Raw genomic sequence first — 23,946 nt, 5'->3', positions numbered from 1 at the left:
CGGAGGCTCAGGCTCTCCTCGCAAAGGTCCGTACGCCTTTTAGCAAATAAGCGAGGGACCTATGGCCAGAAAAGCTATGATTTTAAAGGCGATAAAAACGCCGAACTATTCGACCAGAAAGGTTAACAGATGTCGGATCTGCGGACGCCCCCGGGGCTATCTGCGGAAATTTGAAATGTGCCGTCTTTGCTTCCGCAAACTTGCGAGCGAAGGACTTATTCCTGGCGTCACAAAATCGAGTTGGTAAGGTAGGAGAACAGAATGAGCGTTTCTGATCCCATTGCGGATATGCTGACCAAGATCCGGAATGCCGGTATGGCTCGGCACGAAAAAGTCGATATCCCTACCTCCAAGCTTAAGCTTGAGATCGTCAAGATCTTAAAGACCGAGGGATATATAAAGAACTTCAAGAAAATTAATCAGGATGGAGCCAATACTATCCGGATATTCTTGAAATATGATGAGGAAACTAACCCAGTCATCCATGGTATCGAAAAGATATCCAAACCTGGACGTCGGGTTTATACGGGCTATAAAAATATGCCGCGGGTGTTCAACGGATTTGGTACAACAATCGTTTCTACTTCGATTGGTGTAACAACCGGAAAAAAAGCCGTCGAAAAGAAAGTCGGCGGTGAAATAATTTGTACCGTTTGGTAAGAGGGAGCTTATGTCGCGAATTGGAAAAATTCCGGTTAAAATTCCCCAGGGTGTGAAAGTTGCCATCGGAACGGACACAATCACTGTGGAAGGACCGAAGGGGAAGCTGACCCAGCAGTACCATCCCGTGGTAACCTTTGAAACTTCAGGCGACCAGATTGTCGTTGGTAGAAAGAACGATGAAAAACAAACCCGTGCTTTTCACGGGCTTTATCGAAACCTTTTAAACAATATGGTTATCGGTGTATCTGCGGGATTTACAAAGTCTCTCATTATCACCGGTGTAGGTTTCCGGGCAGAGGTTAAGGGCAATATCCTTGCAATGAACCTTGGATATTCAAACGATGTGTTTGTTGCAATCCCCAAGGATCTTACCGTTACCGCTGATGCGAACGGCAAAGTAACTATTACTGGTGCTGATAAGCAGCGGGTTGGTGAGTTTGCGGCTCAGATTCGAAAACTGCGGTTACCTGAACCCTATAAGGGCAAGGGAATTCGCTATGAAGATGAGACCATCAGAAGGAAAGTCGGTAAATCCGGCGTTAAATAGGGTAGCATGATATGATACGTAAAATGCTTGACAAAGATAGAAAGCGGCTTAAGAGGAAGTTCCACATCCGTAAACGCATCAGCGGAACCGCTGAACGGCCGCGGATGAGTGTATTCCGAAGCAATCGCTCTCTGTATATTCAGGTCATTGATGATACGGTGGGTAAGACTATCGCGTCTGCTTCCACACTGGAAAAGGACCTGAAGGATATTAAACGGAATGTCGAAGGAGCTGAAAAGCTCGGAGAAATCATGGGTAAGAGGCTTCTTGAGAAGAACATTACCTCCGTGGTTTTCGACAGGAACGGATATCTGTATCATGGCCTCGTTAAAGCGATGGCCGATGGCGCCCGCAAAGCCGGGATCCAGTTCTAGGGGGCTACATGGACCACGCACGGGAAAGAGATAAAGATAAGGAAAAGAATTACCAGGAAAAAGAATTTGTAGAAAAACTGGTAAAGCTTAATCGGACTGCAAAGGTCGTAAAGGGCGGCCGGAGATTTTCCTTCTCCGCCCTTACTGTTGTAGGTGACCGAAAAGGTAATGTCGGATACGGATTCGGAAAGGCTAATGATGTTTCTGAAGCAATTCGGAAAAGCATAGAAAAGGCAAAACGGAATATGGTCAAATTGCCCGTTCGCAATGGGACTATTCCCCATGACGTGCAGGCAGATTTTAAAGCCTCTACCGTTCTTTTAAAGCCTGCTTGTTCCGGTACCGGTATTATCGCCGGTGGCCCAGTCCGGGCTGTTATGGAAGCTGGTGGCGTAACCGATGTGCTCAGCAAATCTATCGGTGCGAGTAACCAATACAATGTTCTCAAGGCAACCTTTAAGTGCATCTCTCGGTTAATGGATGCAAAGGTTGTCGCCAAGAACCGGGGCAAGGCCCTTAAGGATCTATTGGGTTAAGACAATGGCAAAAAAGATACGTATTCGCCTTGTACGAAGCACTATAGGTACGCTTCCCGCACAGCGGGCAACCATTCGCTCGTTGGGGCTGAGAAAAATCGGCTCTACCACTGAAAAGGATGTGAATCCTGCTATTATGGGAATGGTTCAAGCGGTTTCCCATCTGGTGTCTGTTGAGGAGATCGAATAAATGCACGACTTTAATTTACATGCGCCAGAAGGTGCGAATAAAAAGAAAAGAATAGTTGGCCGAGGCCAGGGATCTGGACGAGGTACGACCGCAGGGCGCGGAAACAAAGGCCAAAAGTCTCGGTCTGGCGGTAAGACCTATGTTGGTTTCGAAGGCGGTCAGATGCCCTTGTACCGGCGCTTGGCTCAGCGCGGCTTTTCGAATTATCCCTTTAAGAAGTCCTATGAGGTCATCAATCTTGGTGACATTCAGAAGCATTACAATGACGGTGAAACAGTTGATAATGTTTCTCTCATTGAAAAGGGGCTTGTTAAAAATGCCGCACTGATAAAGATTCTCTCCGACGGGGAATTCACCAAGAAGCTCAATTTTTCCGTTGATGCGGTTTCAGCCGCAGCTAAGGAAAAAATCGAGAAGGCTGGCGGCACCGTTGTCGTCTCGGCTCAAAAATAAGGCAACGAGGCGGGGAACGTATTATGGCAGCTAATCCTTTAGTCGGTATCTTCAGGGTCAAGGAGCTCCGGGAACGGGTGATCTTTACGATGCTGATGCTCGTCGTTTTCCGCCTCGGTGCGGTACTTCCGATTCCGGGCATCAACGTCAATGCATTAAAAGCATATTTTCTGTCCCAGCAAAACACGGGCAATGCAATTATAGATTACCTGGATTTCTTTGCCGGCGGTGCCTTTACTAATTTCTCTGTCTTTATGCTCGGCATAATGCCCTACATTTCTATGTCGATCATTATGCAGCTCTTCCTTATAATCTTCCCAAGTCTTAAAAAACTTTCGGAAGAGGAAGGTGGTCGCAAAAAGATTCAGAGCTATCAACGTATTGGTACTGTGGTTATTTGTCTTATCCAGTCCTATGCTGTTACGGTGTGGGCAGACCGGATTCCGAATGCGGTAACTATTTCACGGCTTTCCTATACATTTATTGCGATGGTCACCGTTACAACTGGCACCATGTTCTTAATGTGGATTGGTGAGCAGATTACGAAACGGGGTATTGGCAACGGTATTTCTTTGTTAATTTTTGCCGGTATCGTGGCTCGTCTGCCTCGGGCAGTCTGGGAACTGGTGACCAAAGTGAAGAATAGGGAATTAAACCCCGTATTCGTGATTGTCGTATTTGTTATGTTTGCGGCGGTTGTTGCCTTGGTTGTATTTGAACAGCAAGGACAGCGGAAGATTCCGGTCAATTACGCCAAGCGGGTTGTAGGAAGGAAAATGTACGGTGCCCAGAACACCTACATTCCTTTTAAAATTAATCCTTCCGGTGTTATTCCTGTTATCTTTGCGTCTTCTTTGTTGACCTTCCCGCTGCAAATCGCATCGGGTATCGGTGCTAACGTCAAATGGCTCGCAGATTTCTCCCGGTGGTTGAATCCCCATGGAGTTGCGTATAATATTTTATACACGCTGTTAATTATTTTCTTTGCCTATTTCTATACTCAGGTTTCTCTAAACCCAATAGAAATTGCAAAGAATATCCGTGAAAACGGTGGTTCCATACCAGGTATTCGTACTGACAAGATAGAAGAATATCTCATGGCGATCCTGAACAGGATTATTCTTCCTGGGTCCCTCTATCTTGCGTTAATTGCAATACTGCCTACCATTGTACAAACGCTGTTCAACTTCCCCGCCTCCATTAGTTATCTGATGGGCGGTACTTCGTTGTTGATTCTGGTAGGTGTTGATCTTGATACCATGAGTCAAGTTGATGCACTTCTTAAAATGCATCACCATGATGGTATTGCAAAGAAAGGTCATATAAGGTCTCGGAACCTATAGCAGATATTATCTGCTAAAACGTGGATCAAGGACTAGGCGAAACTTTAAAAATTCGCTTTAATATCCAAATCGAGTTTATGCTACCCCCCTGGTCTACGAAGCATAAACTCGATAGTTGAACAAGAAAGGGAGTAGTAGGATGAAAGTCCGAACAAGTGTAAAGCCCATTTGCGATAAATGCAAAGTGATTAAACGGAACGGTATTGTCCGGATAATCTGTGAAAATCCTAAGCACAAGCAGAAACAAGGGTAAGGAGGTATACCGCAATGGCACGTATCGCGGGAGTTGACCTCCCTAACAAACATGTTAACATTGCTCTAACGTATATTTATGGAATTGGGCGGCCCAGTGCTGATGAGATTTGTGCTAAGACAAAGATCGATCCCAACCGGAAAATGAATGACCTTTCACAGGAAGAAGTCAATGAGCTCAGGCAGCTTATTGAAAATGAATACAAGGTGGAAGGCCGGCTTCGTACTGAGGTTGCGCTCAATATTAAACGGCTTATGGACATTGGTTGTTACCGCGGCCTTCGGCATCGGAAGGGGCTTCCTGTCCGTGGACAGCGAACAAGGACTAATGCTCGTACCCGCAAGGGTAAGAAGAAGACCGTCGCTGGAAAGAAGAAGTAGGCGGAGGATTGTGAATCGTGGCTGATACTAAGAAAAGAAAAGAGAAAAAATCAGTATACGAGGGGAATGTCTATATACAGGCAACTTTCAATAACACCATTGTTACTATTACGGACATGATGGGGAACGCAATTTCCTGGGCTAGTTCCGGTGGTCTTGGATTCCGTGGTGCAAAGAAATCAACCCCCTTCGCTGCTCAGACTGTGACCGAAACTGCTGCACAGAAGGCGATGCAGGTAGGTTTACGGGAAGTGCATGTGTACGTGAAAGGTCCTGGCATTGGCCGTGAATCGGCTATTCGTCAGCTTGGAACTATGGGAATAAAAGTGAAGTCTATTAATGATGTAACCCCCATTCCCCATAATGGCTGCCGGCCCAGAAAGACTCGGCGTATCTAAGAGAGGGTTAAGAAACTATGGCTCGTTATACTGGACCAGTATGTCGTCTCTGCAGAACTGAGCAGAAAAAATTATTTCTGAAAGGGGATCGCTGCAAAAGCGATAAATGCCCTATCAATAAAAAGCGCCCTGCCCCTGGTAAGGATCCTAAAGGTCGGGTAGGAAAGCGTTCCGATTATGGAATGCAGCTTCGTGAAAAGCAGAAGCTCAAGAGAATATACGGTATGCAGGAAAAGCAGTTCGGTATCTTCTTTGATCGTGCTTTGCGAATGCCTGGTATTACCGGTGAAAACCTCTTTATGCTTCTTGAGCGTCGTCTTGATAATGTAGTGTATCGGCTTAGGTTTGCGGTGAGTCGTACCCAGGCTCGGCAGATTGTGCTACATGGCCATGTAATGGTTAATGGCAAGATTGTTAATATTCCTTCATATCTTGTCAAACCGAATGATGTTATTGAGATTAAAGAAGCCAGCAAGGGACTCACCGTTATCAAGGATGCTCTGAAAGAATTCGGGAAAGCAGGTGTTATGCCTTGGCTGCATCTCGATCCGGATGCTATGAAGGGAACTTTCCTTGCTATTCCTCGGCGAAGTGATATTACCGATTTGGCTGATATCAAAGAACAGATGATCGTCGAATTATACTCAAAATAAGGAGTTCCAATGGCCCGTAAGAATCTGCTTAAAGGATTTAAACGTCCGAAAGGCATCACCTTTGAGCACGGTGAACTAAAGCCGAATTACGGCAAATTCATCGCGGCCCCCTTCGAGCCTGGTTTTGGTACGACTGTGGGTAATACCTTGCGGAGGGTTCTCCTTTCGTCGATTCAGGGGTATGCCATTACCGCTGTTAAGATTACCTCCTATGACAAGGACGGTGTTCCCCATGTAGTATCCAGCGAGTTCGAGAATATTCCGAACATCGTTGAAGATACTCTTGAGGTCATTAATAATCTTAAACAGATGAGGCTCAAGCTGCCTGAAGATGTAGAACAGGATACCCTGCTCTATGAATGGAAAGGTCAGTGCGAAATTAAGAGTGATGATTTTAGCCGACCGGGCCAGCTAGAGGTGCTCAGTCAGGGACAGCATATAATGACCCTGATGGATGATGCTCGTATCGAACTGGAAGTCCAGGTTGACCTTGGCCGGGGGTATGTGCCTTCAGAGGTGAATGAAAAATATATTGAAGTCATAGGAACTATTCCTATGGACGCAATATTTTCTCCGGTGAAAAAGGTTAAATATTCTGTAGAACCAACCCGGGTTGGACAGCGTAGTGACTACGATAAATTGATCCTTGAGGTTTGGACTGATGGAACCATTCGTCCTGATGATGCGCTTGCAGAGGCTGCTAAAATTGCAAAGGATCATTTATCTGTATTTATCAATTTTGATGAGAACAACCTGGGTTCCGAAGATGAGCTGGATGAGGGTGATGAGCGCATTCGGCAGATTCTGAATACCCCTGTCGAAGAGCTTGAACTTTCTGTCCGTTCATCAAATTGTTTGAAAAATGCGAACATCCGTACTATCGGTGAACTTACAAGGAAAACCGAAGACGATATCGCTAAAACTCGGAATTTTGGGAAAAAATCATTGCAAGAGATTAAAGAAAAACTTAAGGAATGGAATCTTTCTCTTGGAATGACCGATTATAGTGTTCTCAAAAATTCAGTAAAATTAACCGCTGAGAAGGAAGAAGAAGATGAAGCATAAGATTGGCTTTAATCGCCTGGAGCGTACCGCAGCTCATCGGAAAGCCCTTCATCGCAATATGGTGACCGCATTGTTAAAATACGAGCGGATTACGACCACTAAAGCGAAGGCTCTTGAAATTCGGCGATCAGCTGAAAAACTGATTACAAGGGCGAAGGAAGATACCGTTCATAACAGGCGGTTGGTTGCTCGCAGGCTTTTTGATGAGGACATGGTAACCAAGTTGTTTACCAATATTGCCCTCAGGATGAAAGATCGTCCCGGTGGATATACCAGGATTATGAAATTAGGTGAACGGTCAGGCGACGCAGCCGAAATGGTTATTCTTGAACTGGTAGATTATAAGCTTCCTGAAAAGGATGAAAAGGCTGATAAAAAAGCCAAAAAAGAAACTGCCAAAAAAGAAGAAAAGAAAGAGACTAAGGAAGCAAAGAAGGCTTCTAAATCTAAGACCGAAAAGGCTGAAGCTAAATAAGGGAGGAAGCCCATATGTCCAAGGTTCACAGAGGTAAAGGTATCAGAGAGTTGCCTGCGCATGGACGGGGTGTATGCCCGGTTTGCAAGCGCAGCAATGTTAAGGTTCTGTATGAACAGGACGTGAACGGCGCAAAGGTAAAGATTTGCAAAACCTGTAAAGCTGCGCTTAAACATGGTAAGGCTGTGTAAGGCTACATGTTGCGTGCAAGAAAAGGGATGTCCTATATGTTAAGGACATCCCTTTTTTTATTTAAAGTTGAGCCAATTTCAATTGATTCTCAACAGTATCACTTATATTTGTGTAGTAAAAATAAAGAAATTAAATAAATATGCAAAAAATATACAAAATCCCCTAGACAAGTAGTATAAAAATTGAGTATACAATAGGCAGGAGGACTAATGGCATGAAACGTAGTTTTGTCATTTTTGCTGTATTGGCCGCGTCTATTGCTCTGGTCGCGACTGGTTGTCAGAAAAAAGATACCAGCGCAATTAAAATTGGTGTTGCCGGCGCTCATTCCGGTGATCTGGCTTCCTATGGTTTGCCTTCAGTTAATGCTGCGAAACTTGTGGCTGAAGCGCTGAATGCAAAGGGGGGGATTAATGGCCGCATGATCGAGCTTGTTATTGAAGATGATCAGTGCAAGCCAGAACTTGCTACCAATGCTGCTTCCAAGTTGGTAAGCAACAATGTGGTGGCTGTTATCGGCCATATTTGCTCTGGTGCAACCAAATCTGCTCTTGGTATTTATAAAGATTCAAAAGTAATCACTATTTCTCCCTCTGCAACCAATCCGCCTCTTACACAGAGTGGCGAATATCCAAATTTTTTCCGCACCATTGCTCCGGATGATGCTCAGGCAAAACTTGCAGCAAACTTCCTTGCACAGACTTTAAAGCTTAAGACTATTGCAGTCCTTCATGATAAGGGCGACTATGGAAAGGGCTTTGCTGAATTGGTAAAACAGTTTGCTGAAGAGCAAGGTGTGACTGTTGCTCTGTTTGAAGGTGTAAATCCTGGTGCTCCCGATTACTCTGCTGTTGTTAATAAAATTGGCAATGCCAATGTTGATGGTGTTGTATGGGGTGGTTATCATCCAGAAGCTTCTAAGCTTGTTCAGCAGATGAAGGATAAGGGAATGAATATTCCCTTTATTTCCGATGACGGTGTAAAAGATAATACCTTTATCGAAGTTGCTGGCAAATATGCTGAGGGTGTGTATGCTACTGGCCCCATGGATACTTCTGCCAATCCACTTGCAATTGCTGCTGTGGAAGAACACAAGAAAAAATTTGGGGAAGAGCCCGGCGCTTTCTTCCTGAATGCCTATGCTGCTACCCTTGCAATCACCAATGCAATTGCTAAGGCTGGCACCACTGATTATGAAAAGGTGAGCGCTGCACTTCGTTCTGAATATGTGGAAACTCCCCTCGGAAAAATCAGCTTTGATCAGAAGGGCGATGTTATCGGTTTCGGTTTCTCCGTGTTCCAGGTTCAAAATGGAAAATACGTAGAACTGAAGTAATGTACTTGTAATAGATATTTAAGCCGTTCTGGCTCTTTAGCCGGAACGGCTCATTTTTTAACGGCATTCTGAAGGATCTCTGTATGGACTATTTTCTTAAGCTTTTTTTAAGCGGTACCGCAAAAGGGTCAATCTATGCGCTGATTGCTCTTGGGTATACCATGGTGTATGGGATAATCCAGCTCATCAATTTTGCCCATGGTGAAGTATATATGATTGGCGGTTTTACCGCATTAATTTTTGGCGGTTACTTTTATACCATCGGGATGCCTGTATGGATGGTGCTCTTATTATCTGTTGCGCTGGCTGTGTTATTTTCTGCGGCTTTTGGTTTTACCATTGAACGGATTGCATACAGGCCTTTGCGGAATAAGCCCCGGCTTTCTGCGCTGATTAGTGCTATCGGTATTTCTATGATTTTGCAAAACTTTGTGCTTCTGGCTCAAACTGAAAAATACCTCTCCTATCCTTCGTATTTACCAGAAATTGCATTCCTGCAGCCCTTTAGGCAATATATAAATTCTACCCAGTTTATCATTTTGATAATAACCGCGGTTATCATGGTATTTTTAACCGTGCTTATTAAGTTTACCCGTATTGGCAAAGCCATGCGTGCTACTGCTCAAGATAAAGACATGGCCCAGCTCGTTGGTGTAAATATTAACCAGGTCATTTCTATCACCTTTATCATTGGATCATCCCTCGCTGCAATTGGCGGTGTTCTCATTTGCTCATATATGGGACAAATCAATTACTACATTGGGTTTGTTGCTGGTATTAAGGCTTTTGTTGCAGCTGTCCTCGGAGGAATTGGCAGTATTCCTGGTGCGGTTCTGGGAAGTTTTATTCTCGGATGGACTGAAAGTTTGGGAACGGGATACATCTCCAGTGATTATGAAGATGCGTTTGCCTTTGTTATACTGATTTTAATTTTGGTGTTAAAGCCCGATGGCATACTCGGAAAAAACCAAAAACAGAAGGTGTAAAGCATGAAACTACGCTCAATTTTTGTTGAACTTATAAAAGCCTTGGGGAATGCGGTCTGGTTTTTAGTTTTGCTTTTTCCGCTCATGGTCATGAAAGTGAATGTAACCGGAGGAAAGGCTTTAATACAATTCCGATGGAACCTGGTTCCCGTTATTGCCATCGGTGCCTTTGTCCTCTCCTTTTTTTGGAAAAGGGCTTTGCATTGGAACGAGCATCGTGCAGATAAGAATATTCAAGAAACGCTGAGTTATAAAATTCAAAGCAAAGTTCAGGGCTATCTAGAAAATAAAGCCATAAAATTTGGCACTCTTTTAGTGTTAGGCGGTTTTGTAGGTTTATATCCCTTTTTGTTTGGTATGTATCATACCAATGTAATGATTACCGCCTTTATCTATGTGATTCTGGCTTTAGGTCTCAATATAGTAGTTGGTCTTGGGGGCTTGCTCAATCTTGGGTATGCAGCGTTCTTTGCAGTCGGGGCCTATACTTACGGCTTTTTGTGGAAGTACATAGGACCCTTCTTTGTCAGCGCAGGCATTGATACGGGCTGGCTTTTTTGGATTGCCCTTCCGTCAGCTGGCCTTATTGCCACAGTATTCGGCATTTTGCTGAGTCTCCCGGTGCTTCGTCTTCGCGGAGACTATCTTGCAATTATCACATTAGCCTTTGGAGAAATAGTCCGAATGGTGCTCCAGAACTCTGGCCAGATTACCGGCGGAGCCACGGGTATTAGCCTTATACCACGGCCATGGTTTTTTGGAATGAAACTCTCTCCCCGTGAAGCTGCGGTATATATCTATTATATCGTAGTAGTTCTGGTGTTCTTTACTATTTTTGTCGTACGCAGAATCGAAGACTCCAGGGTTGGCCGTGCGTTGGAAGCTATGCGGGAAGATGAAATTGCTTGTCAGGCCATGGGAATTGACTTGGTTCGTAATAAACTCATCACCTTTGCATTGGGAGCTTTTTTTGCCGGTATTGCAGGAGTGGTGCTTGCAGCCCAAACTACCTACATCAACCCGGACAGCTTTACTCTCTGGGAATCTATAATGATTCTTATGGCTATTGTTATTGGCGGTACCGGTTCTATTCCCGGAGCAATAGGGGGTGCTATGCTCTTGAAATTACTGCCTGAATATTTTAGACCCCTGGCCCAGTACCGTATGCTGATTTATGGTGTGGCGATGATCTTAGTTATCATATTCAAGTCTGACGGATTATTGCCGAGACACAGAAAACAGTACACTTTTGCAGGAAAGCCGGACAATAAAGCATCCTTGGGAGCTGGAAAATGAACATTGATGGAAACGCAATACTGGTGATAGAAGACCTCTCTATGGTGTTTGGCGGATTACGGGCCATCGATTCTGTGTCTATGTATATTAAAAAGGGTGAAATTGCAGCCCTGATAGGTCCCAACGGTGCGGGCAAAACTACCATATTTAACTGTATTACCGGTGTCTATACTCCAACGGAGGGTACCATTGCTATAGCACGGAATGGAACAGCTTCTGGAGAGGGCTTAAAGAAAATACAAGGACAAAAACCCAATGTTATAAATCAATTGGGTTTAGCCCGTACGTTCCAGAATATTCGCCTCTTTAACAACATGAGCGTTCTGGAAAATGTTATGATCGGCCGTCATAACAGTTTAAAAGCGGGTATCCTAAATGCCATAGTTCGTGATCCAAGGACAAAGGAAGAGGAACAGCGGGTTATAGAAGAAAGTTATGAAATACTTAAAAAACTGCATCTAGAAATGTATGTGAATGAAATGGCCTGCAACCTTCCTTATGGCGCCCAGAGGCGTTTGGAAATAGCCAGGGCCCTTGCTACTAATCCTTTCTTGCTGCTTCTCGATGAGCCTGTGGCAGGGATGAATCCCCAGGAGACAAAAGAGCTTGAAGAAACGATTAACATTATCCGTGAACAAGAAAAAGTTACCATATTGCTGATTGAACACGATATGAGCCTTGTTATGAACGTCTCTGAACGTATTTATGTGCTCGATTATGGCCGGCTCATTGCCGAGGGCACGCCGCAGGAAATAAAGAGCAATCCTGAAGTGATTAAGGCCTATTTAGGAGAATAGTATGGCAGTAATGGAAATACGGAATATCAGTACTTTTTATGGGAATATACAGGCCTTGCATGATATCTCTATTTCTGTGGAAGAAGGGGAGATTGTAACTCTCATTGGCGCCAACGGCGCAGGAAAAACCACAACCCTGATGAGTATCTGTGGAATAACGCCGGTGAGGACCGGAGAGATTTATCTTGATGGAAAAAATATAACCAGAATGAGCCCCCATAAAATTGTCGAAATGGGGGTTTCCCAGGTTCCAGAAGGACGGCGTATATTCCCTCAGCTGACGGTTTCTGAAAACCTTGATATGGGAGCCTTTTTAAGAACCGACAAAGAAAAAATTAAACAGGATATGGAAGAAGTTTTTGAACTATTTCCGCGGCTCGCAGAACGCCGTAACCAGGCTGGGGGAACTTTAAGCGGCGGAGAACAGCAAATGCTTGCCATCTCGCGGGCCCTCATGGCGCAGCCGAGGATCCTCTTGCTCGATGAGCCTTCCTTAGGGCTCGCACCTCTTATAGTGCAGCATATTTTTGAAATAATTAAAAAAATTAACAATGAACGAAAAACAACGATTTTTTTAGTTGAGCAAAATGCTAATATGGCTTTAAAAATTGCGCACAAGGGCTATGTACTACAGAACGGTAAAATCAAACTTGCAGATACGGCAGAAAATCTTTTATCGAACGAAGAGGTGCGAAAAGCGTATTTAGGATTATAATAAAGAGAGGAGGATTGCAATGAATGTTGGACAACGAATGACGAAGAATCCGGTGACGGTAACGCCGGATGTATCGGTCCCTGATGCACAGGCCATTATGCGACGTGAAAAAATTAGAAGGCTTCCTGTACTCGATAAGCAGGGCAAATTGGTAGGAATCGTTACCAGTTCTGATTTGATCCATGCTTCTCCTTCTCCCGCCACCTCTCTAGATATGTATGAGCTTCACTATCTGCTTTCAAAACTTAAGGTCGAAGCGGTAATGACTAAAAATGTTTTGACGGTCAGTGAAGATCTGCCAATAGAAGAAGCAGCGCGTATCATGGCGGATAACAATATTTCGGGCCTCCCGGTAATGCGCAGTAATATTCTGGTCGGTATTATAACCGAGTCGGATCTCTTTAAGCTTTTTATTGAACTGTTTGGAGCTAGGCATAGCGGTGTTCGGCTCACGGTGCTGCTTCCGGAACGGAAGGGTGAATTGGCGGATGTAGCAGGCGCCATAGCGAAAATCGGAGGAAATATTATTTCTCTTGCAACCTTTGAAGGAGAGGATCCCACCAATTCATACTGTACCCTTAAGGTCGAAGGGGTAGATAGCACGAGCCTTGTAAATGCTATTACTCCTTTGGTCGAACGAATTGTAGATATCAGGCAATAACCTGAATATGGAGCACCGCGGGGACATTTTTAAGGCTTTTGATAACCTGCTTTAAATCTTCGCGGTGCTCTAATTGTAATGTAAAAAAACCTGTAAAATGTTCCTGGCTCGTTTCTTCTATTCTTCCTTCTAGTAAATGCCCTTGGTGTTTTCGCACTGCCCCTTCTATTGCCGAAAATAAATCATTTGCCTTACGGGCTTCTATTTTAAAGCGTTTTACCAGCTGAGAGTTTGCCTTTTCCCATTCAACTTCGATTTTGCGCTCTTCGAAATCGGGTATAAAGTGAATGTTTTTACAGGTACTGCGGTGGACTATAATACCCCGACCGCGTGAAACGTAACCGATGATAGGGTCCCCGGTGACTGGTTTGCAGCATTGCGCAAAGCGAATCATCATATTCCGTTCATCTTCTACTTTTACCTGCAGTATCCCCTTCGGCAAGTTTTGATTTTGGATAACCGTCTGGATAGCATTCTCGAATTTTTGCCCGCTGGTAATTGCTGGCTGGGCGGCTTGCCCAGGATGGGGAGACTGAGTGCCAGTCGTTGGAGTGCTTTTTTTACGGGCGACTATATTTTTTTCAATTATCAGCGTCTCGTCGTTCTGCTGCAGCCACGCTCGAATTTTACTCCGGGCTTTCGCTGTTTTGACTGCCCTGAGCCAATTGACATGAGGATGGGCGTTTTGGGTTGTTAGAATTTCCACAACCTGGGTGTTTTTAAGTTCCGCTGTAAGGGGGATAATGGTCCCATCCGCTTTTGCCCCGGCGCAGTGATCTCCAATTGCAGAATGAATGTGGTAAGCAAAATCGATAGGGGTGGACCCAGCGGGTAGTTCAATTACCTTGCCCTGGGGAGTGAAGACAAAAATAGAATCCTTGAGCAATTCCTGCTTTATATCATCCAGGAAGGTTGTCATATCTGGAGAATTCCAGTCCTTAAGCCGGTTTACAATGGATAAATCTTGAGGTTTTATGATTTCAGCGGTAGTACCTTTTTTATAGAGCCAATGGCTGGCAACACCGTATTCGGCTATTTGGTGCATCTCTTTTGTTCTTATTTGAATCTCAAGCAATTTTCCGTCGAAGCTCATAACGGTTGTATGGAGGCTCTGGTATCCGTTGGACTTTGGCATGGCTATATAGTCTTTGAAACGACCTTCGATAGGTTTCCATAGATGATGGACCGTGCCAAGGAGGGTGTAACAGTCATCGACGGTGTCGCAGAGTATTCGGATGCCAAAAAGATCAAAGAGTTCTTCGGGCCCCTTGTTGCGCTTGCGCATTTTTTGGTATATCGAGTAGAAATGTTTCGCCCGGGCCATGACGGTTACATTGATATTTAATTTTTTTGTTTCTGCGAGTATTGCATCCTGTATTCTTGTTAAAAAGTTCTCCCTATCCTGTTTTTTAAGCGCTACGATCCCTTTTATCTGGTCATAGGCGTCGCGGTTAAGGTGCTTTAGAGAAAGATCTTCCAGTTCATCCTTAATCCATGAAATACCAAGCCGATCAGCCAGAGGGGCGTAAATATCCAGGCAGTCCTGGGCATTGGCCTTTCTCCTATCAGGGGGCAGGTATTCCAATGTACGCATGTTGTGGAGTTTGTCCGCTAATTTTATCAATATGACCCGGATATCCTGGACCATGGCAAAAAGCATTTTGCGGATGTTTTCTGCTTCTTGGATGGTTTTGTTCTTTGCATGAATATCGGCGATTTTGGTAACCCCTTCGACAAGCTTACGGACATCCTTCCCGAAGCGTTCTTCGATATGTTCCGCCGTAGTGGCCGTGTCTTCTAACACATCATGGAGAAGGGCTGCAACAATGGTATCTCCGTCTAGATTAAGGTTAACCAGGATAGAGGCAACTCCTAAGGGATGGACAAAGTATGGTTCGCCAGAGGCCCGTTTTTGATCCTCATGCAGGCTCTTAGCCCATTCCAGGGCAGAAAGGATGCGTGCCTGATCCGCAGGATCATAGATTTTTATTTTTTCTTTCAGTTCGTCGATACGATTATTCATGGCGAGGGCCTCATTCCCTTGGTACATCGCAGGGTACCAGATAAGTCCGGATAGGACTCTATGGCATGAAAATCATTGTTTTTCAAGAGTTCTTGAATAGAAAGTATCTGGTCTGGATCGGATTCAATAAAAAGCGCGCCCCCTGAATTGAGCAGCATCGCAGCTTCAGGAATGAGTCTGCGGATGAGGTCAAGACCTTCTTCCCCTCCAGAAAGGGCTATATATGGCTCCTTTTGTACTTCCTTCGCAAGTCCTGGAATGCGGTCTTCCGGAATGTATGGTGGGTTTGAAACAATAAGATCGAAACTTTTGGTTGCCGAAAGGAAAGCAGTGAGCATATCCGATTGGACATACCGGACTTTTTGAGCCCCTTCTGGTCCGAGGAGTTTTAAAGCATTTGTTTGGCTTATGGAAAGTGCTTCGGAAGATATATCCGAAAGGCTTAGTTCAATGTTCGGCACGTAATAGGCGAGGGTAATCCCGATGCAGCCTGATCCACTACAGACATCGAGTACACGAGGTGGACTGTCAAAGCTGCGGGAAGAAAGCCATTGCAGAGCTTGTTCCACAAGAATTTCTGTATCCGGCCTGGGGACGAGTACTGCGGGACTGACAGTATAGGTTAACCCCATAAATTCTTTTATGCCGGTAATGTACGCAACGCTTTCACCATCTGCCCGCCGTTCTAAAAGCGACTTATAGTGTTCTTCGATAGATGCATCACAGTTAACATTATGGTTCAGTATGAGCCAGGTCCTGTCTTTTTTAAGAAGAAAGGCTAAGAGGAGACTTGCATCCAGTTCGGGGCTTTCTACGCCGTGCTGCCGGAGTAGTTGTGCCCCCGCAGCCCGTAAAGCCCCGACATTCATGATGCAGTAGCCTTAAGCAGCTCTTCGCGGGCCGAGAGCTTGAGGGCATCAAAAAGTTCCTGAACATCTCCTTGCATGATAAGGTCCAGCTTATAGAGCGTCAGGTTGATGCGGTGATCCGTAAGCCTATTCTGGGGGAAATTGTAGGTCCTGATTCGCTCAGAGCGGTCTCCGGTGCCAACCTGGCTTTTTCTGGCCTCTGCCCGCTCTGCCTGGGCTTTTTGCTCTTCCATTTCATAGAGCCTTGCCCGGAGTATCCGCATGGCCTTGGCCTTGTTCTTTATCTGGCTTTTTTCGTCCTGGCAGTGGACCACAATACCGCTTGGGATATGGGTTATACGAACCGCGGAATCGGTTGTATTAACGCACTGACCACCGGGACCGCCGGCCCGCATGACATCGATGCGGAGATCTTCCTGCTTAATATCAATTTCGGTCTCTTCCGCTTCGGGTAGAACCGCTACCGTCACTGTAGATGTATGAATCCGGCCAGAAGCCTCAGTAGCAGGAACCCGCTGTACCCGGTGTACCCCCGACTCATACCGCAGATTCTCGTATACATTTTTCCCCGAAATAGAAAATATTATTTCTTTAAGACCCCCAAGTTCGGTCTCATTCATGCTCATGACTTCGATTTTCCAGCCCTTGGTTTCCGCGTATCGGGAGTACATACGGAAGAGGTCGGCTGCAAAAAGGGCAGCTTCGTCTCCGCCCGCGCCTCCGCGAATTTCCATTATGATGTTTTTCTCATCCAGAGGATCCTTGGGAATAAGGAGGAATTTAAGCCTGTCTTGAGCCTCCTGGAGTTTTGTCTCCAGTTCCTTTAGCTCTTCCTTCGCAAGCTCCTTCATTTCTGGATCTTTTTCATTTTGAATGAGGCTTTGCGTTTCTGCAATTTGGGATTCTAAGTTTTCACATTCTCGGTGAGCCGCGACAACCTCAGAAAGCTGGGCATGTTCGCGCATCACTTCCCGGTACCGTTTTTGATCCTTGCTCAGAGCCGGATCCTGGACGAGGGTATCGAGTTCACTGAATCTTTTTAATAAGGAAGCTAACCGTTCGTTCAACTTACATTTTCTCCTTAAAAAAAGGACAGGAGTAGATTACCAGTTCCATGGGCATATTTTTATCCTGAAAGGGGCCCATGGCTTCTACCAAGGTTTTTTGAAAACGACATTGGCCATTTTGTTCACAGAGCGGGCAGGCACCATTCCCGCGGGGATTTATCTCAACTTGCATGGTTCAGAATATCATTTTTGCAAAACTTTCGCAATGGAGCGGCAATTCACAGACGGAAAAGCCCGGTTTGTAAAGGGCGCTCATCAATTTGTATTGCCCGATGCCCAGTCTGCTAGAATTTTTTTAAGGCCCTCGTCATATAATTTAAGCCGTTCATTGCAGGTCGGACAGACAAAGCGGCCCGTTGAATCGAGTGAGCCCTTAGCGCAGCCTATACAGTAGGTTTTTCCGCACTGTACACAGGTTCCGGCAGGCAACTCATCTGGAGGTTCAGCCACAAGCCGAAGCGGAGGCGCCGCAGGCGGATCTATGGGGACACGCCAGGACCGATCGCAGCCCGCGCACTTTACAACCCGAGTCGTTCCCAGTAAAAGCCGTTCCCGCAATTCACGGACCCCGCTGTAATCTTTTGAGTCCGATGGAACGAGTTGTTCCAACGCAGTAATACAGTCTTCAGCACTGTTCCATCGAGCCATGGTTATGTAAACCCATGCGAGGGCAGAGAGTAGTTTGGGATTTTGTGGCTGTTTTTCCAGTGCAAGCCTATAGGATCCTTCAGCACGGGGGAATTCCCCCTTTTTATAAGCCACATACCCAATCATTTTGAGTACCGCTTCGTTGTCTTCTAATTCATAGGCCTTGCCGAGGATCTCATCAGCTTCGCCGTATAGACCGAGATCTATAAGGCAGTTTGCATAGTCAATGATAAAGTCGATACGGTCGTTTTTCTTACGTAGTGCATTCTCGAAATATGGCTTTGCTTCTTCTAAACGGCCTGTGCGGGCTAAAATGGAGCCCGCTTCATGGGCAAGGAGTCCTTCAGTATCTTCAATACTTGTGTCTTGAAGCAAGACCAAAGCCTGTTCAATATTGCCTTTGAGATATGCCAGTTCTGCCTGGTTAATCCTCACCTCTGGTGCTTCAGGGAGAATAGCCTGCGCCTTTTGCAGATATTGCTCGGCCGCTTCAAGGTGCCGGTCCCGCAATTCAACCTGGGCTGCAAGATTGAGTGTCCAGCCATTCTCCGGGTCAAGTTCCAAAGCTTTTTTTAAATGATCCCTCAGCACTTTTTCATCCCTTGTGGACTGTAATAAAAAGATATTCTCGGCGAGCCTGAAATGGAATAATGCTGAATCGGGGGCAAGTTGAACGGCCCGCTGGAGCAGGGGCATTGCTTCTCTTCGTTTCCCCCGTCGTATGTAGAGCAAGGCTTTTAGGTAGGGAACCGCGGGATCCGCCGAGTCATCTTTCGGATCGGCAAGCTCAAGTTCCTGTTCTGCCTTGGGAAAGTCTTCGAGAGCAAAATAGAATTTACCTGCCAGGCTGTGAACCCGGGGGTCTGTGCCCCCTAGTTCCAGCAGACGGGGAATTACCAAGGATAAATCGTTGTAATTTTCGGTATTCAGAAAAATACTTCCCGCCCTGAGGTATCTTTCCAAGGCCTTATTATGATCACCCATTTTTTCGTAGGCACTGCCCGCATTTTGAGCAATGAGTCCATTTTCTCTATCATATTCTAGCCCCTGGTCATAAGACTGACCTGCTAAATCAGGTCTTCCCAGATTCATGTATGCATGTCCGAGCAAAGTATGCAAAATGGAGTCCTGGGGAAAAAACTCCAAAGCAGTTCGGGCATGTTCTTCCAGATCCGCATACCGGCTTTGGAGGTACAGGAGCTTAGCCTTTTCTACAAGGGCGCTGCGCCCCGCAACGGACTCTATGTCCGATTCAAGACAGTGGTTCAAATACTCTTCCGCTTCACTATACAGAGAAAGCTGGAGGGCGCAGCGGGCTGCAAAGAGGAGTTCTTCCTGACTGCGGGGGGCGCCGGCGGTTTTCCATATCCGCTTAATTTGTACCAGAGCAGAAAGGGGCTGGTTCATGGCCAAAAAGGTTTCGGCCAGTCTGAATCGGGCCTGCGGATCCACTTTAATAAAGCGGTTCCATCGCAGATGTACCGCTTCCACTTCTATGGTCCGAGAATCCACCACAAGTGAATGGAGCTGTCCGGTAAGAGACGGCCCTGATGACTCATAGGAAACCACTGTAAATGCAAGCTTGCCCGCAGGTATCGTATCGTCTGTAATCTCCCCTGCCCATTTGTCGTTGATAATAAAAGTAAATTTATCGCTTAAAGCAATGATTCGGACCGAATAGGAAGTTTCCGTTTTTTCGCCCTGTCCTGTAGCAGTTATGGTCTCCGGTATTTCGGTCCAGCCGATGAGGGGCATCGTGGTACCGTTAAAAAGCACATCAAAGCGGTAGTATCCCTTAGTGGAGATGAGGAATGAATAATAGGTAGAATCATCGGTTCTGCGGAACTGTAACCCTGTAGCCCCATATCCGCCGCCAGCATGCAGGCTTAGTTTCGCCTCAAGCACTAGATCTGCATAGCGGAACAGCGGATCCTCCACCCAGGCAAGCTGAAAACCCTTTTTAAGGGTAAGTGAAAGTCCTGCCTTGCTCAGAGTACCTTCGTAGGTAGGACCAGAGTCGGGCACAAAACGGGCCTTATGGGGTTTTGAAAAATCTGCCACCCATCGTTCTTCTTTGAGCTCTTCGGTGTCTATCTGCGGTTTGCTGAACAAACGCAATAAAGGTAGATTTTTCAGAAATTGCCACATATACCATCTTTGTATCGCAAAAACGCCCAAAAGTCTATTATTGGCATCTCTAAAAACTTTGTTAGTTTTTAGAGATGCCCTAGCAAATCCTTTTAGGATTTGCGATGATTATTAGTAGACTTCTAAAAACTGAAGTTTTTAGAAGTCACACAAGGATGGGTCATGCAGTACTTTTCTGACGAGTTTATCCATGCAATTCCCAAGACGGATCTCCATGTCCATCTGGACGGCAGTCTCCGCATCAATACCCTGATAGACCTGGCAAAACAGGCGGACGTTGAACTACCCGCCATGGATGAGGCGGAGCTGCGGAAACAGGTCTTTAAGGACTCCTACCGCAACCTCGAGGAGTACCTGGCGGGTTTTGCCTATACGACCGCGGTGCTTCGTAGCCGTGAAGCCCTTTACCGGGTCTCCTATGAGCTTTTTAAGGACAATGCTGCCGAAGGTGTCCGTTATATAGAGGTCCGTTTTGCACCTCAGCTCCTCATGTCAGAAACTCTCAGTTTTTGGGATGTCATGGAGGCGGTAGATCAGGGCCTGCGGGATGCCCGGGACGAACTCAACCGAACTAGACCTCAAGAAGAACCGGAATATGACTACGGCATTATCGTCTGTGCAATGCGGTTTTTTACCAAGGATTTTTCTCCCTATTACCGGGACTACAGCCGTATGCACGAGTTCTCTAGCCAAACAGAAATCATCAGCGGGGCAAGCCTCGAACTGGCAAAGGCAGCGGTACAGCTCCGATCCCGTTCATCAATACAAATCGTCGGCTTTGACCTGGCAGGAGCAGAATACGGCTACCCAGCCAGCGACCACCAGGCAAGCTATGAACTGGTCGAGAAAGGTTTTCTCCATAAAACAGTCCACGCTGGAGAAGCCTTTGGCCCCGAAAGTATTTTCCAGGCCGTCACAAAACTCCAGGCGGACCGAATCGGCCATGGCCTCCACCTCTTTGATACCGACCTAATCCGCGCTCCCCATGAACAGGACCCGGAAACCTATGTGCGGGAACTGGTAAACTATATCGCAAACCGCCGCATCACCGTGGAAGTCTGCCTCACCAGCAACATGCAAACCACCCCTGACCTAAAACAACTCGAACAGCATTCTTTTAGCCGCATGTTAGAACAAAAGCTTTCAGTCACCCTCTGCACCGATAACCGCCTCGTCTCCAACACCAGCATCTGCAAAGAATACCGCCTCGCCCTGGATAACTTTCCCATCACGGCCCACGACCTCAAAAACATCATCGCCTATGGCTTTAAACGTTCCTTTTATTACCATTCCTATCCCCAAAAACGCGTCTGGGTCCGCTCGGTTCTTAATTACTATGACCGTATCGCTGAAAAATTCGGTATCCGCGAATAGCTGCTGCTTGTCCTAGGTTAAGTCTCTTTTCAAGGGGGGAAGTCTCCCCCTCGCCCGCACTCCAGAAGCCGCCTTATCATCACCGTATAGCGGGTCTCCGCTCAGCCGCGGAGCCCCGCTGTTACAAAGACGGATCGCCTTCCTCCGTTGCGGGCTACCCCCTCTTAAACGATTCACCCCCTTGCAGCGCCTGCTCCCAGAACGGCAGTTTGTCTGCCAGGTGCCGGTACTGCCTGCTGGGGACTGGGCTTGTAGAGGGAAGTGGAAACACTAAGACCGGTTTTGCTCCCAAGCCGTCCCACTCCCACATTGAACCGATGTCGGGAAGAAGGCCTCCTTTGCGGATAAGGTGCCTAAAAAAAAGTTCCGTAGCCCGTCTTCCATTTAATAGTATCCGGCTAATAGAATGGTGCGATTCCAAGAGCAAGCCTATATTGTTAAGTTCGCTTTCCCTGATATTTTGGTCCAAGCTCCCCTTCCGTTCACAGGAGGCAACCATATCCCAGAGGGCAATATGGCTTTTTTCGAGGAGCTTCTTTTTTTCATCAATAGAGCGGGGAACCGATGTCCCTGCAATAATGGCTAAGAGGGGCCAAAAGTGGTTGCGTTCGTGGCCGTAATAAAAACCCTCTGCTAAACTTGCTTCGCTTGGAAAAGAGCCGAGGACGAGGAATTGGGAATCTTGAAAAACAACAGGCGCAAATCCATGCAGCGGCATAGTCTTATTATAATAAAAAAAGCAGCCCGGAGGCTGCCTTTTGGGACCAGAACGGACGATAACGAAGTTGTGCAATGGTCTGCAGTTTGCGCGTGGCGCAAACTGCTAAAACGAAGTTGCGAAGCAACTTTATTAGTAGTCCATCCCCATGCCGCCCATGCCGCCAGCGGGCATAGCGGGCTCTTTCTTCTCAGGAATGTCGGTAATAGCGCATTCAGTGGTGAGGAGCAGGCTCGCGATAGAAGCGGCGTTCTGCAGCGCGGAGCGGGTAACCTTGGCGGGGTCGATAATACCGGCCTTTACCATGTCTACCCATTCCATCTTAGCTGCATCAAATCCAATACCCTTCTTTTCATTCTTTGCCTTGTCGGCGATAACCGCGCCATCCAGACCGGCGTTTTCAGCGATCTGCCGGATCGGTTCTTCCAGGGCCCGCTTCACAATCTTAAAGCCAACCCTTTCATCGTCGGTGAGCTTGGAAATATCAGCCTTTTCGAGAGCCAGAGCAGCCTGGATCAGGGCAACACCTCCACCGGGGACAATACCTTCTTCGATAGCTGCCCGGGTAGCGGAAAGGGCGTCTTCCACCCGATGTTTCTTTTCCTTGAGTTCCACTTCGGTAGCGGCGCCAACATTGATGACCGCCACACCGCCGGCGAGCTTGGCCAGTCGTTCCTGGAGTTTCTCCCGATCATAGTCGGAAGTGGTTTCTTCAATCTGGGCCTTGATCTGGGCAATCCGGTCCTGGATGTCCTTCTGTTTGCCAGCGCCATTGATAATAGTGGTATTGTCCTTATCAACCTTAACGGTCTTGGCGCGGCCAAGCTGGGAAATATCAGTGTTTTCGAGCTTAAGCCCCAGCTCTTCGGAGATAACCTCACCGCCGGTAAGAATAGCGATGTCTTCCAGCATGGCTTTGCGGCGATCGCCAAAGCCAGGAGCCTTAACGGCGCAGGCCTTCAGGGTGCCCCGCAGGCTGTTCACCACCAGGGTGGAAAGGGCTTCGCCGTCCACATCTTCAGCAATGATGAGGAGGGGCTTGCCGCTCTGGGCTACTTTCTCCAGGAGGGGCAGCATGTCCTTCATGGAAGAGATTTTCTTGTCATGGATAAGGATATAGGCATCGTCATAGACGCTGGTCATGGTGTCCCGATCGGTTACAAAGTACGCGGAGATATAGCCCCGATCAAACTGCATACCTTCCACAAACTCAATGGTGGTATCCATGGTTTTGGATTCTTCAACGGTGATAACTCCGTCCTTACCAACCTTTTCCATGGCGTCAGCAATGGTGTTACCGATTTCGCTGTCATTGTTTGCGGAAACGGATGCGACGTGGGAAATTTCTTCCTTGTCCTTAATTTCTTTCGCGTTTTTCTTAATTTCTTCAACAGCAATTTCAACAGCCTTGTCGATACCCCGCTTAAGTTCAATGGGGGTCATGCCGGCTGCGACAGCCTTGAGCCCTTCCTTTACCAGAGAATAGGCAAGAACGGTTGCGGTGGTGGTTCCGTCACCGGCCACGTCATTGGTCTTGGTGGCTACTTCTTTAAGGAGCTGGGCACCCATGTTCTCGTAGGGGTCTGCCAGCTCAACTTCCTTAGCCACAGAAACACCATCTTTGGTTACCGTGGGAGCACCAAACTTTTTGTCCAGGAGCACATTGCGGCCCTTGGGTCCAAGGGTAACTTTTACAGCCTTGGAAATCTGCTCAACACCAGAGAGCAGCTTGCGGCGGGCTTCTTCGTTGAACATCAACTGTTTCGCCATATTTTCGTTCTCCTCT

At 46.6% G+C, this 23,946-nt stretch carries 28 protein-coding genes; 21 read left to right on the top strand and 7 right to left on the bottom strand.

Translation table 11 applies throughout. The annotated features are described in order from the left end of the window. Positions 1-61: 61 nt before the first annotated feature. The 20 genes from Q7P68_RS11515 to Q7P68_RS11420 all read left to right on the top strand — a co-directional run bounded on the left by Q7P68_RS11515 (position 62) and on the right by Q7P68_RS11420 (position 13,313). A complete protein-coding gene (locus Q7P68_RS11515; protein WP_304225804.1) occupies positions 62-247 on the top strand; it encodes a type Z 30S ribosomal protein S14 in 186 nt (61 codons plus the stop codon). A 14-nt stretch (positions 248-261) separates the two neighbouring features. Next, entirely contained in the window at positions 262-660 is a 399-nt protein-coding gene (rpsH, locus tag Q7P68_RS11510) for a 30S ribosomal protein S8 (protein WP_304225802.1), read from the top strand. A gap of 10 nt (positions 661-670) precedes the next feature. Continuing rightward, the gene (rplF, locus tag Q7P68_RS11505; protein WP_304225800.1) at positions 671-1,210 is read left to right on the top strand and encodes a 50S ribosomal protein L6; all 540 of its coding nucleotides are present in this window, start codon (positions 671-673) and stop codon (positions 1,208-1,210) included. 11 nt (positions 1,211-1,221) lie between these two features. Continuing rightward, positions 1,222-1,584: a 50S ribosomal protein L18 gene (gene rplR, locus Q7P68_RS11500; protein WP_304225798.1), complete on the top strand. Its 363-nt coding sequence runs from the start codon at positions 1,222-1,224 to the stop codon at positions 1,582-1,584. Positions 1,585-1,592: 8 nt separating this feature from the next. Further along, positions 1,593-2,120 (top strand): 30S ribosomal protein S5, encoded by a 528-nt coding sequence (gene rpsE / locus Q7P68_RS11495; protein ID WP_304225797.1) that lies wholly within the window; start codon positions 1,593-1,595, stop codon positions 2,118-2,120. A 4-nt stretch (positions 2,121-2,124) separates the two neighbouring features. After that, on the top strand, positions 2,125-2,310 hold the full coding sequence (gene rpmD / locus Q7P68_RS11490; RefSeq protein ID WP_304225795.1) for a 50S ribosomal protein L30: 186 nt from the start codon (positions 2,125-2,127) through the stop codon (positions 2,308-2,310). Next, positions 2,311-2,763, top strand: coding sequence for a 50S ribosomal protein L15 (rplO, locus tag Q7P68_RS11485; protein WP_304225793.1), 453 nt, complete (start codon positions 2,311-2,313; stop codon positions 2,761-2,763). Between the two features lie 23 nt (positions 2,764-2,786). Next, positions 2,787-4,106 (top strand): preprotein translocase subunit SecY, encoded by a 1,320-nt coding sequence (secY, locus tag Q7P68_RS11480; protein ID WP_304225791.1) that lies wholly within the window; start codon positions 2,787-2,789, stop codon positions 4,104-4,106. 139 nt (positions 4,107-4,245) lie between these two features. Further along, positions 4,246-4,359 carry a 50S ribosomal protein L36 gene (rpmJ, locus tag Q7P68_RS11475; protein ID WP_013967882.1) on the top strand — a complete coding sequence of 38 codons (114 nt, stop codon included), beginning with the start codon at positions 4,246-4,248 and terminating at the stop codon, positions 4,357-4,359. 14 nt (positions 4,360-4,373) lie between these two features. Continuing rightward, entirely contained in the window at positions 4,374-4,739 is a 366-nt protein-coding gene (rpsM, locus tag Q7P68_RS11470; RefSeq protein WP_304225789.1) for a 30S ribosomal protein S13, read from the top strand. 17 nt (positions 4,740-4,756) lie between these two features. Continuing rightward, entirely contained in the window at positions 4,757-5,137 is a 381-nt protein-coding gene (gene rpsK, locus Q7P68_RS11465) for a 30S ribosomal protein S11 (protein WP_013967884.1), read from the top strand. 17 nt (positions 5,138-5,154) lie between these two features. Further along, positions 5,155-5,790: a 30S ribosomal protein S4 gene (gene rpsD / locus Q7P68_RS11460; protein WP_304225786.1), complete on the top strand. Its 636-nt coding sequence runs from the start codon at positions 5,155-5,157 to the stop codon at positions 5,788-5,790. Positions 5,791-5,799: 9 nt separating this feature from the next. Further along, on the top strand, positions 5,800-6,855 hold the full coding sequence (locus Q7P68_RS11455) for a DNA-directed RNA polymerase subunit alpha (RefSeq protein ID WP_304225784.1): 1,056 nt from the start codon (positions 5,800-5,802) through the stop codon (positions 6,853-6,855). Then, positions 6,845-7,330, top strand: a complete 486-nt coding sequence (gene rplQ, locus Q7P68_RS11450; RefSeq protein WP_304225783.1) for a 50S ribosomal protein L17 — start codon at positions 6,845-6,847, stop codon at positions 7,328-7,330. Before Q7P68_RS11455 ends, rplQ begins: the two co-directional genes overlap by 11 nt. 406 nt (positions 7,331-7,736) lie before the next feature. Continuing rightward, positions 7,737-8,858: a branched-chain amino acid ABC transporter substrate-binding protein gene (locus Q7P68_RS11445; RefSeq protein ID WP_304225781.1), complete on the top strand. Its 1,122-nt coding sequence runs from the start codon at positions 7,737-7,739 to the stop codon at positions 8,856-8,858. A gap of 83 nt (positions 8,859-8,941) precedes the next feature. After that, positions 8,942-9,844 (top strand): branched-chain amino acid ABC transporter permease, encoded by a 903-nt coding sequence (locus Q7P68_RS11440; RefSeq protein ID WP_304225779.1) that lies wholly within the window; start codon positions 8,942-8,944, stop codon positions 9,842-9,844. 3 nt (positions 9,845-9,847) lie between these two features. Then, positions 9,848-11,140 (top strand): ABC transporter permease subunit, encoded by a 1,293-nt coding sequence (locus tag Q7P68_RS11435; protein ID WP_304225777.1) that lies wholly within the window; start codon positions 9,848-9,850, stop codon positions 11,138-11,140. Then, the gene (locus Q7P68_RS11430) at positions 11,137-11,937 is read left to right on the top strand and encodes an ABC transporter ATP-binding protein (RefSeq protein WP_304225775.1); all 801 of its coding nucleotides are present in this window, start codon (positions 11,137-11,139) and stop codon (positions 11,935-11,937) included. The genes Q7P68_RS11435 and Q7P68_RS11430 overlap by 4 nt, the downstream gene beginning before the upstream one ends. Position 11,938: 1 nt before the next feature. After that, positions 11,939-12,652 carry an ABC transporter ATP-binding protein gene (locus Q7P68_RS11425; RefSeq protein WP_304225773.1) on the top strand — a complete coding sequence of 238 codons (714 nt, stop codon included), beginning with the start codon at positions 11,939-11,941 and terminating at the stop codon, positions 12,650-12,652. 19 nt (positions 12,653-12,671) lie between these two features. Then, positions 12,672-13,313 (top strand): CBS and ACT domain-containing protein, encoded by a 642-nt coding sequence (locus Q7P68_RS11420; protein ID WP_304225770.1) that lies wholly within the window; start codon positions 12,672-12,674, stop codon positions 13,311-13,313. Here the strand turns inward: Q7P68_RS11420 and Q7P68_RS11415 are convergent. The 5 genes from Q7P68_RS11415 to Q7P68_RS11395 form a co-directional block, all read right to left on the bottom strand. Next, a complete protein-coding gene (locus tag Q7P68_RS11415) occupies positions 13,303-15,336 on the bottom strand; it encodes a RelA/SpoT family protein (RefSeq protein ID WP_304225769.1) in 2,034 nt (677 codons plus the stop codon). The two genes, Q7P68_RS11420 and Q7P68_RS11415, sit on opposite strands and share 11 nt — an antisense overlap. Continuing rightward, positions 15,333-16,205 (bottom strand): peptide chain release factor N(5)-glutamine methyltransferase, encoded by an 873-nt coding sequence (prmC, locus tag Q7P68_RS11410; RefSeq protein WP_304225767.1) that lies wholly within the window; start codon positions 16,203-16,205, stop codon positions 15,333-15,335. Before prmC ends, Q7P68_RS11415 begins: the two co-directional genes overlap by 4 nt. Next, entirely contained in the window at positions 16,202-17,272 is a 1,071-nt protein-coding gene (gene prfA, locus Q7P68_RS11405; protein ID WP_304225765.1) for a peptide chain release factor 1, read from the bottom strand. The genes prmC and prfA overlap by 4 nt, the downstream gene beginning before the upstream one ends. Position 17,273: 1 nt before the next feature. Next, positions 17,274-17,444: a hypothetical protein gene (locus Q7P68_RS11400; RefSeq protein ID WP_304225764.1), complete on the bottom strand. Its 171-nt coding sequence runs from the start codon at positions 17,442-17,444 to the stop codon at positions 17,274-17,276. An 83-nt stretch (positions 17,445-17,527) separates the two neighbouring features. Beyond that, positions 17,528-20,032 carry a tetratricopeptide repeat protein gene (locus tag Q7P68_RS11395; protein WP_304225762.1) on the bottom strand — a complete coding sequence of 835 codons (2,505 nt, stop codon included), beginning with the start codon at positions 20,030-20,032 and terminating at the stop codon, positions 17,528-17,530. 198 nt (positions 20,033-20,230) lie between these two features. Here Q7P68_RS11395 and Q7P68_RS11390 point away from each other — a divergent pair, with 198 nt between their 5' ends. After that, the gene (locus Q7P68_RS11390; RefSeq protein ID WP_304225760.1) at positions 20,231-21,442 is read left to right on the top strand and encodes an adenosine deaminase family protein; all 1,212 of its coding nucleotides are present in this window, start codon (positions 20,231-20,233) and stop codon (positions 21,440-21,442) included. Positions 21,443-21,596: 154 nt separating this feature from the next. Here Q7P68_RS11390 and Q7P68_RS11385 read toward each other — a convergent pair whose 3' ends face one another. Both Q7P68_RS11385 and groL read right to left on the bottom strand, forming a co-directional pair. Beyond that, the gene (locus Q7P68_RS11385) at positions 21,597-22,160 is read right to left on the bottom strand and encodes a DNA-deoxyinosine glycosylase (RefSeq protein WP_304225758.1); all 564 of its coding nucleotides are present in this window, start codon (positions 22,158-22,160) and stop codon (positions 21,597-21,599) included. Positions 22,161-22,292: 132 nt separating this feature from the next. Next, on the bottom strand, positions 22,293-23,930 hold the full coding sequence (gene groL / locus Q7P68_RS11380; protein ID WP_304225805.1) for a chaperonin GroEL: 1,638 nt from the start codon (positions 23,928-23,930) through the stop codon (positions 22,293-22,295). Positions 23,931-23,946 lie beyond the last annotated feature (16 nt).

Origin of the sequence: Gracilinema caldarium (assembly GCF_029265695.1) — a bacterium.
Classification (GTDB): Bacteria; Spirochaetota; Spirochaetia; order Treponematales; family Breznakiellaceae; genus Gracilinema; species Gracilinema caldarium_A.
The sequence above is the reverse complement of the archived record's forward strand: the minus strand, read 5'-3'. Positions and strand labels throughout refer to the sequence as shown.

What these genes read in the sequence shown, in the direction of transcription:
- Q7P68_RS11515 (WP_304225804.1), top strand. Translation starts at nt 62, where the DNA reads ATGGCCAGAAAAGCTATGATTTTAAAGGCGATAAAAACGCCGAACTAT.
- rpsH (WP_304225802.1), top strand. Translation starts at nt 262, where the DNA reads ATGAGCGTTTCTGATCCCATTGCGGATATGCTGACCAAGATCCGGAAT.
- rplF (WP_304225800.1), top strand. Translation starts at nt 671, where the DNA reads ATGTCGCGAATTGGAAAAATTCCGGTTAAAATTCCCCAGGGTGTGAAA.
- rplR (WP_304225798.1), top strand. Translation starts at nt 1,222, where the DNA reads ATGATACGTAAAATGCTTGACAAAGATAGAAAGCGGCTTAAGAGGAAG.
- rpsE (WP_304225797.1), top strand. Translation starts at nt 1,593, where the DNA reads ATGGACCACGCACGGGAAAGAGATAAAGATAAGGAAAAGAATTACCAG.
- rpmD (WP_304225795.1), top strand. Translation starts at nt 2,125, where the DNA reads ATGGCAAAAAAGATACGTATTCGCCTTGTACGAAGCACTATAGGTACG.
- rplO (WP_304225793.1), top strand. Translation starts at nt 2,311, where the DNA reads ATGCACGACTTTAATTTACATGCGCCAGAAGGTGCGAATAAAAAGAAA.
- secY (WP_304225791.1), top strand. Translation starts at nt 2,787, where the DNA reads ATGGCAGCTAATCCTTTAGTCGGTATCTTCAGGGTCAAGGAGCTCCGG.
- rpmJ (WP_013967882.1), top strand. Translation starts at nt 4,246, where the DNA reads ATGAAAGTCCGAACAAGTGTAAAGCCCATTTGCGATAAATGCAAAGTG.
- rpsM (WP_304225789.1), top strand. Translation starts at nt 4,374, where the DNA reads ATGGCACGTATCGCGGGAGTTGACCTCCCTAACAAACATGTTAACATT.
- rpsD (WP_304225786.1), top strand. Translation starts at nt 5,155, where the DNA reads ATGGCTCGTTATACTGGACCAGTATGTCGTCTCTGCAGAACTGAGCAG.
- Q7P68_RS11455 (WP_304225784.1), top strand. Translation starts at nt 5,800, where the DNA reads ATGGCCCGTAAGAATCTGCTTAAAGGATTTAAACGTCCGAAAGGCATC.
- rplQ (WP_304225783.1), top strand. Translation starts at nt 6,845, where the DNA reads ATGAAGCATAAGATTGGCTTTAATCGCCTGGAGCGTACCGCAGCTCAT.
- Q7P68_RS11445 (WP_304225781.1), top strand. Translation starts at nt 7,737, where the DNA reads ATGAAACGTAGTTTTGTCATTTTTGCTGTATTGGCCGCGTCTATTGCT.
- Q7P68_RS11440 (WP_304225779.1), top strand. Translation starts at nt 8,942, where the DNA reads ATGGACTATTTTCTTAAGCTTTTTTTAAGCGGTACCGCAAAAGGGTCA.
- Q7P68_RS11435 (WP_304225777.1), top strand. Translation starts at nt 9,848, where the DNA reads ATGAAACTACGCTCAATTTTTGTTGAACTTATAAAAGCCTTGGGGAAT.
- Q7P68_RS11430 (WP_304225775.1), top strand. Translation starts at nt 11,137, where the DNA reads ATGAACATTGATGGAAACGCAATACTGGTGATAGAAGACCTCTCTATG.
- Q7P68_RS11425 (WP_304225773.1), top strand. Translation starts at nt 11,939, where the DNA reads ATGGCAGTAATGGAAATACGGAATATCAGTACTTTTTATGGGAATATA.
- Q7P68_RS11420 (WP_304225770.1), top strand. Translation starts at nt 12,672, where the DNA reads ATGAATGTTGGACAACGAATGACGAAGAATCCGGTGACGGTAACGCCG.
- Q7P68_RS11415 (WP_304225769.1), bottom strand. Translation starts at nt 15,336, where the DNA reads ATGAATAATCGTATCGACGAACTGAAAGAAAAAATAAAAATCTATGAT.
- prmC (WP_304225767.1), bottom strand. Translation starts at nt 16,205, where the DNA reads ATGAATGTCGGGGCTTTACGGGCTGCGGGGGCACAACTACTCCGGCAG.
- Q7P68_RS11400 (WP_304225764.1), bottom strand. Translation starts at nt 17,444, where the DNA reads ATGCAAGTTGAGATAAATCCCCGCGGGAATGGTGCCTGCCCGCTCTGT.
- Q7P68_RS11390 (WP_304225760.1), top strand. Translation starts at nt 20,231, where the DNA reads ATGCAGTACTTTTCTGACGAGTTTATCCATGCAATTCCCAAGACGGAT.
- Q7P68_RS11385 (WP_304225758.1), bottom strand. Translation starts at nt 22,160, where the DNA reads ATGCCGCTGCATGGATTTGCGCCTGTTGTTTTTCAAGATTCCCAATTC.
- groL (WP_304225805.1), bottom strand. Translation starts at nt 23,930, where the DNA reads ATGGCGAAACAGTTGATGTTCAACGAAGAAGCCCGCCGCAAGCTGCTC.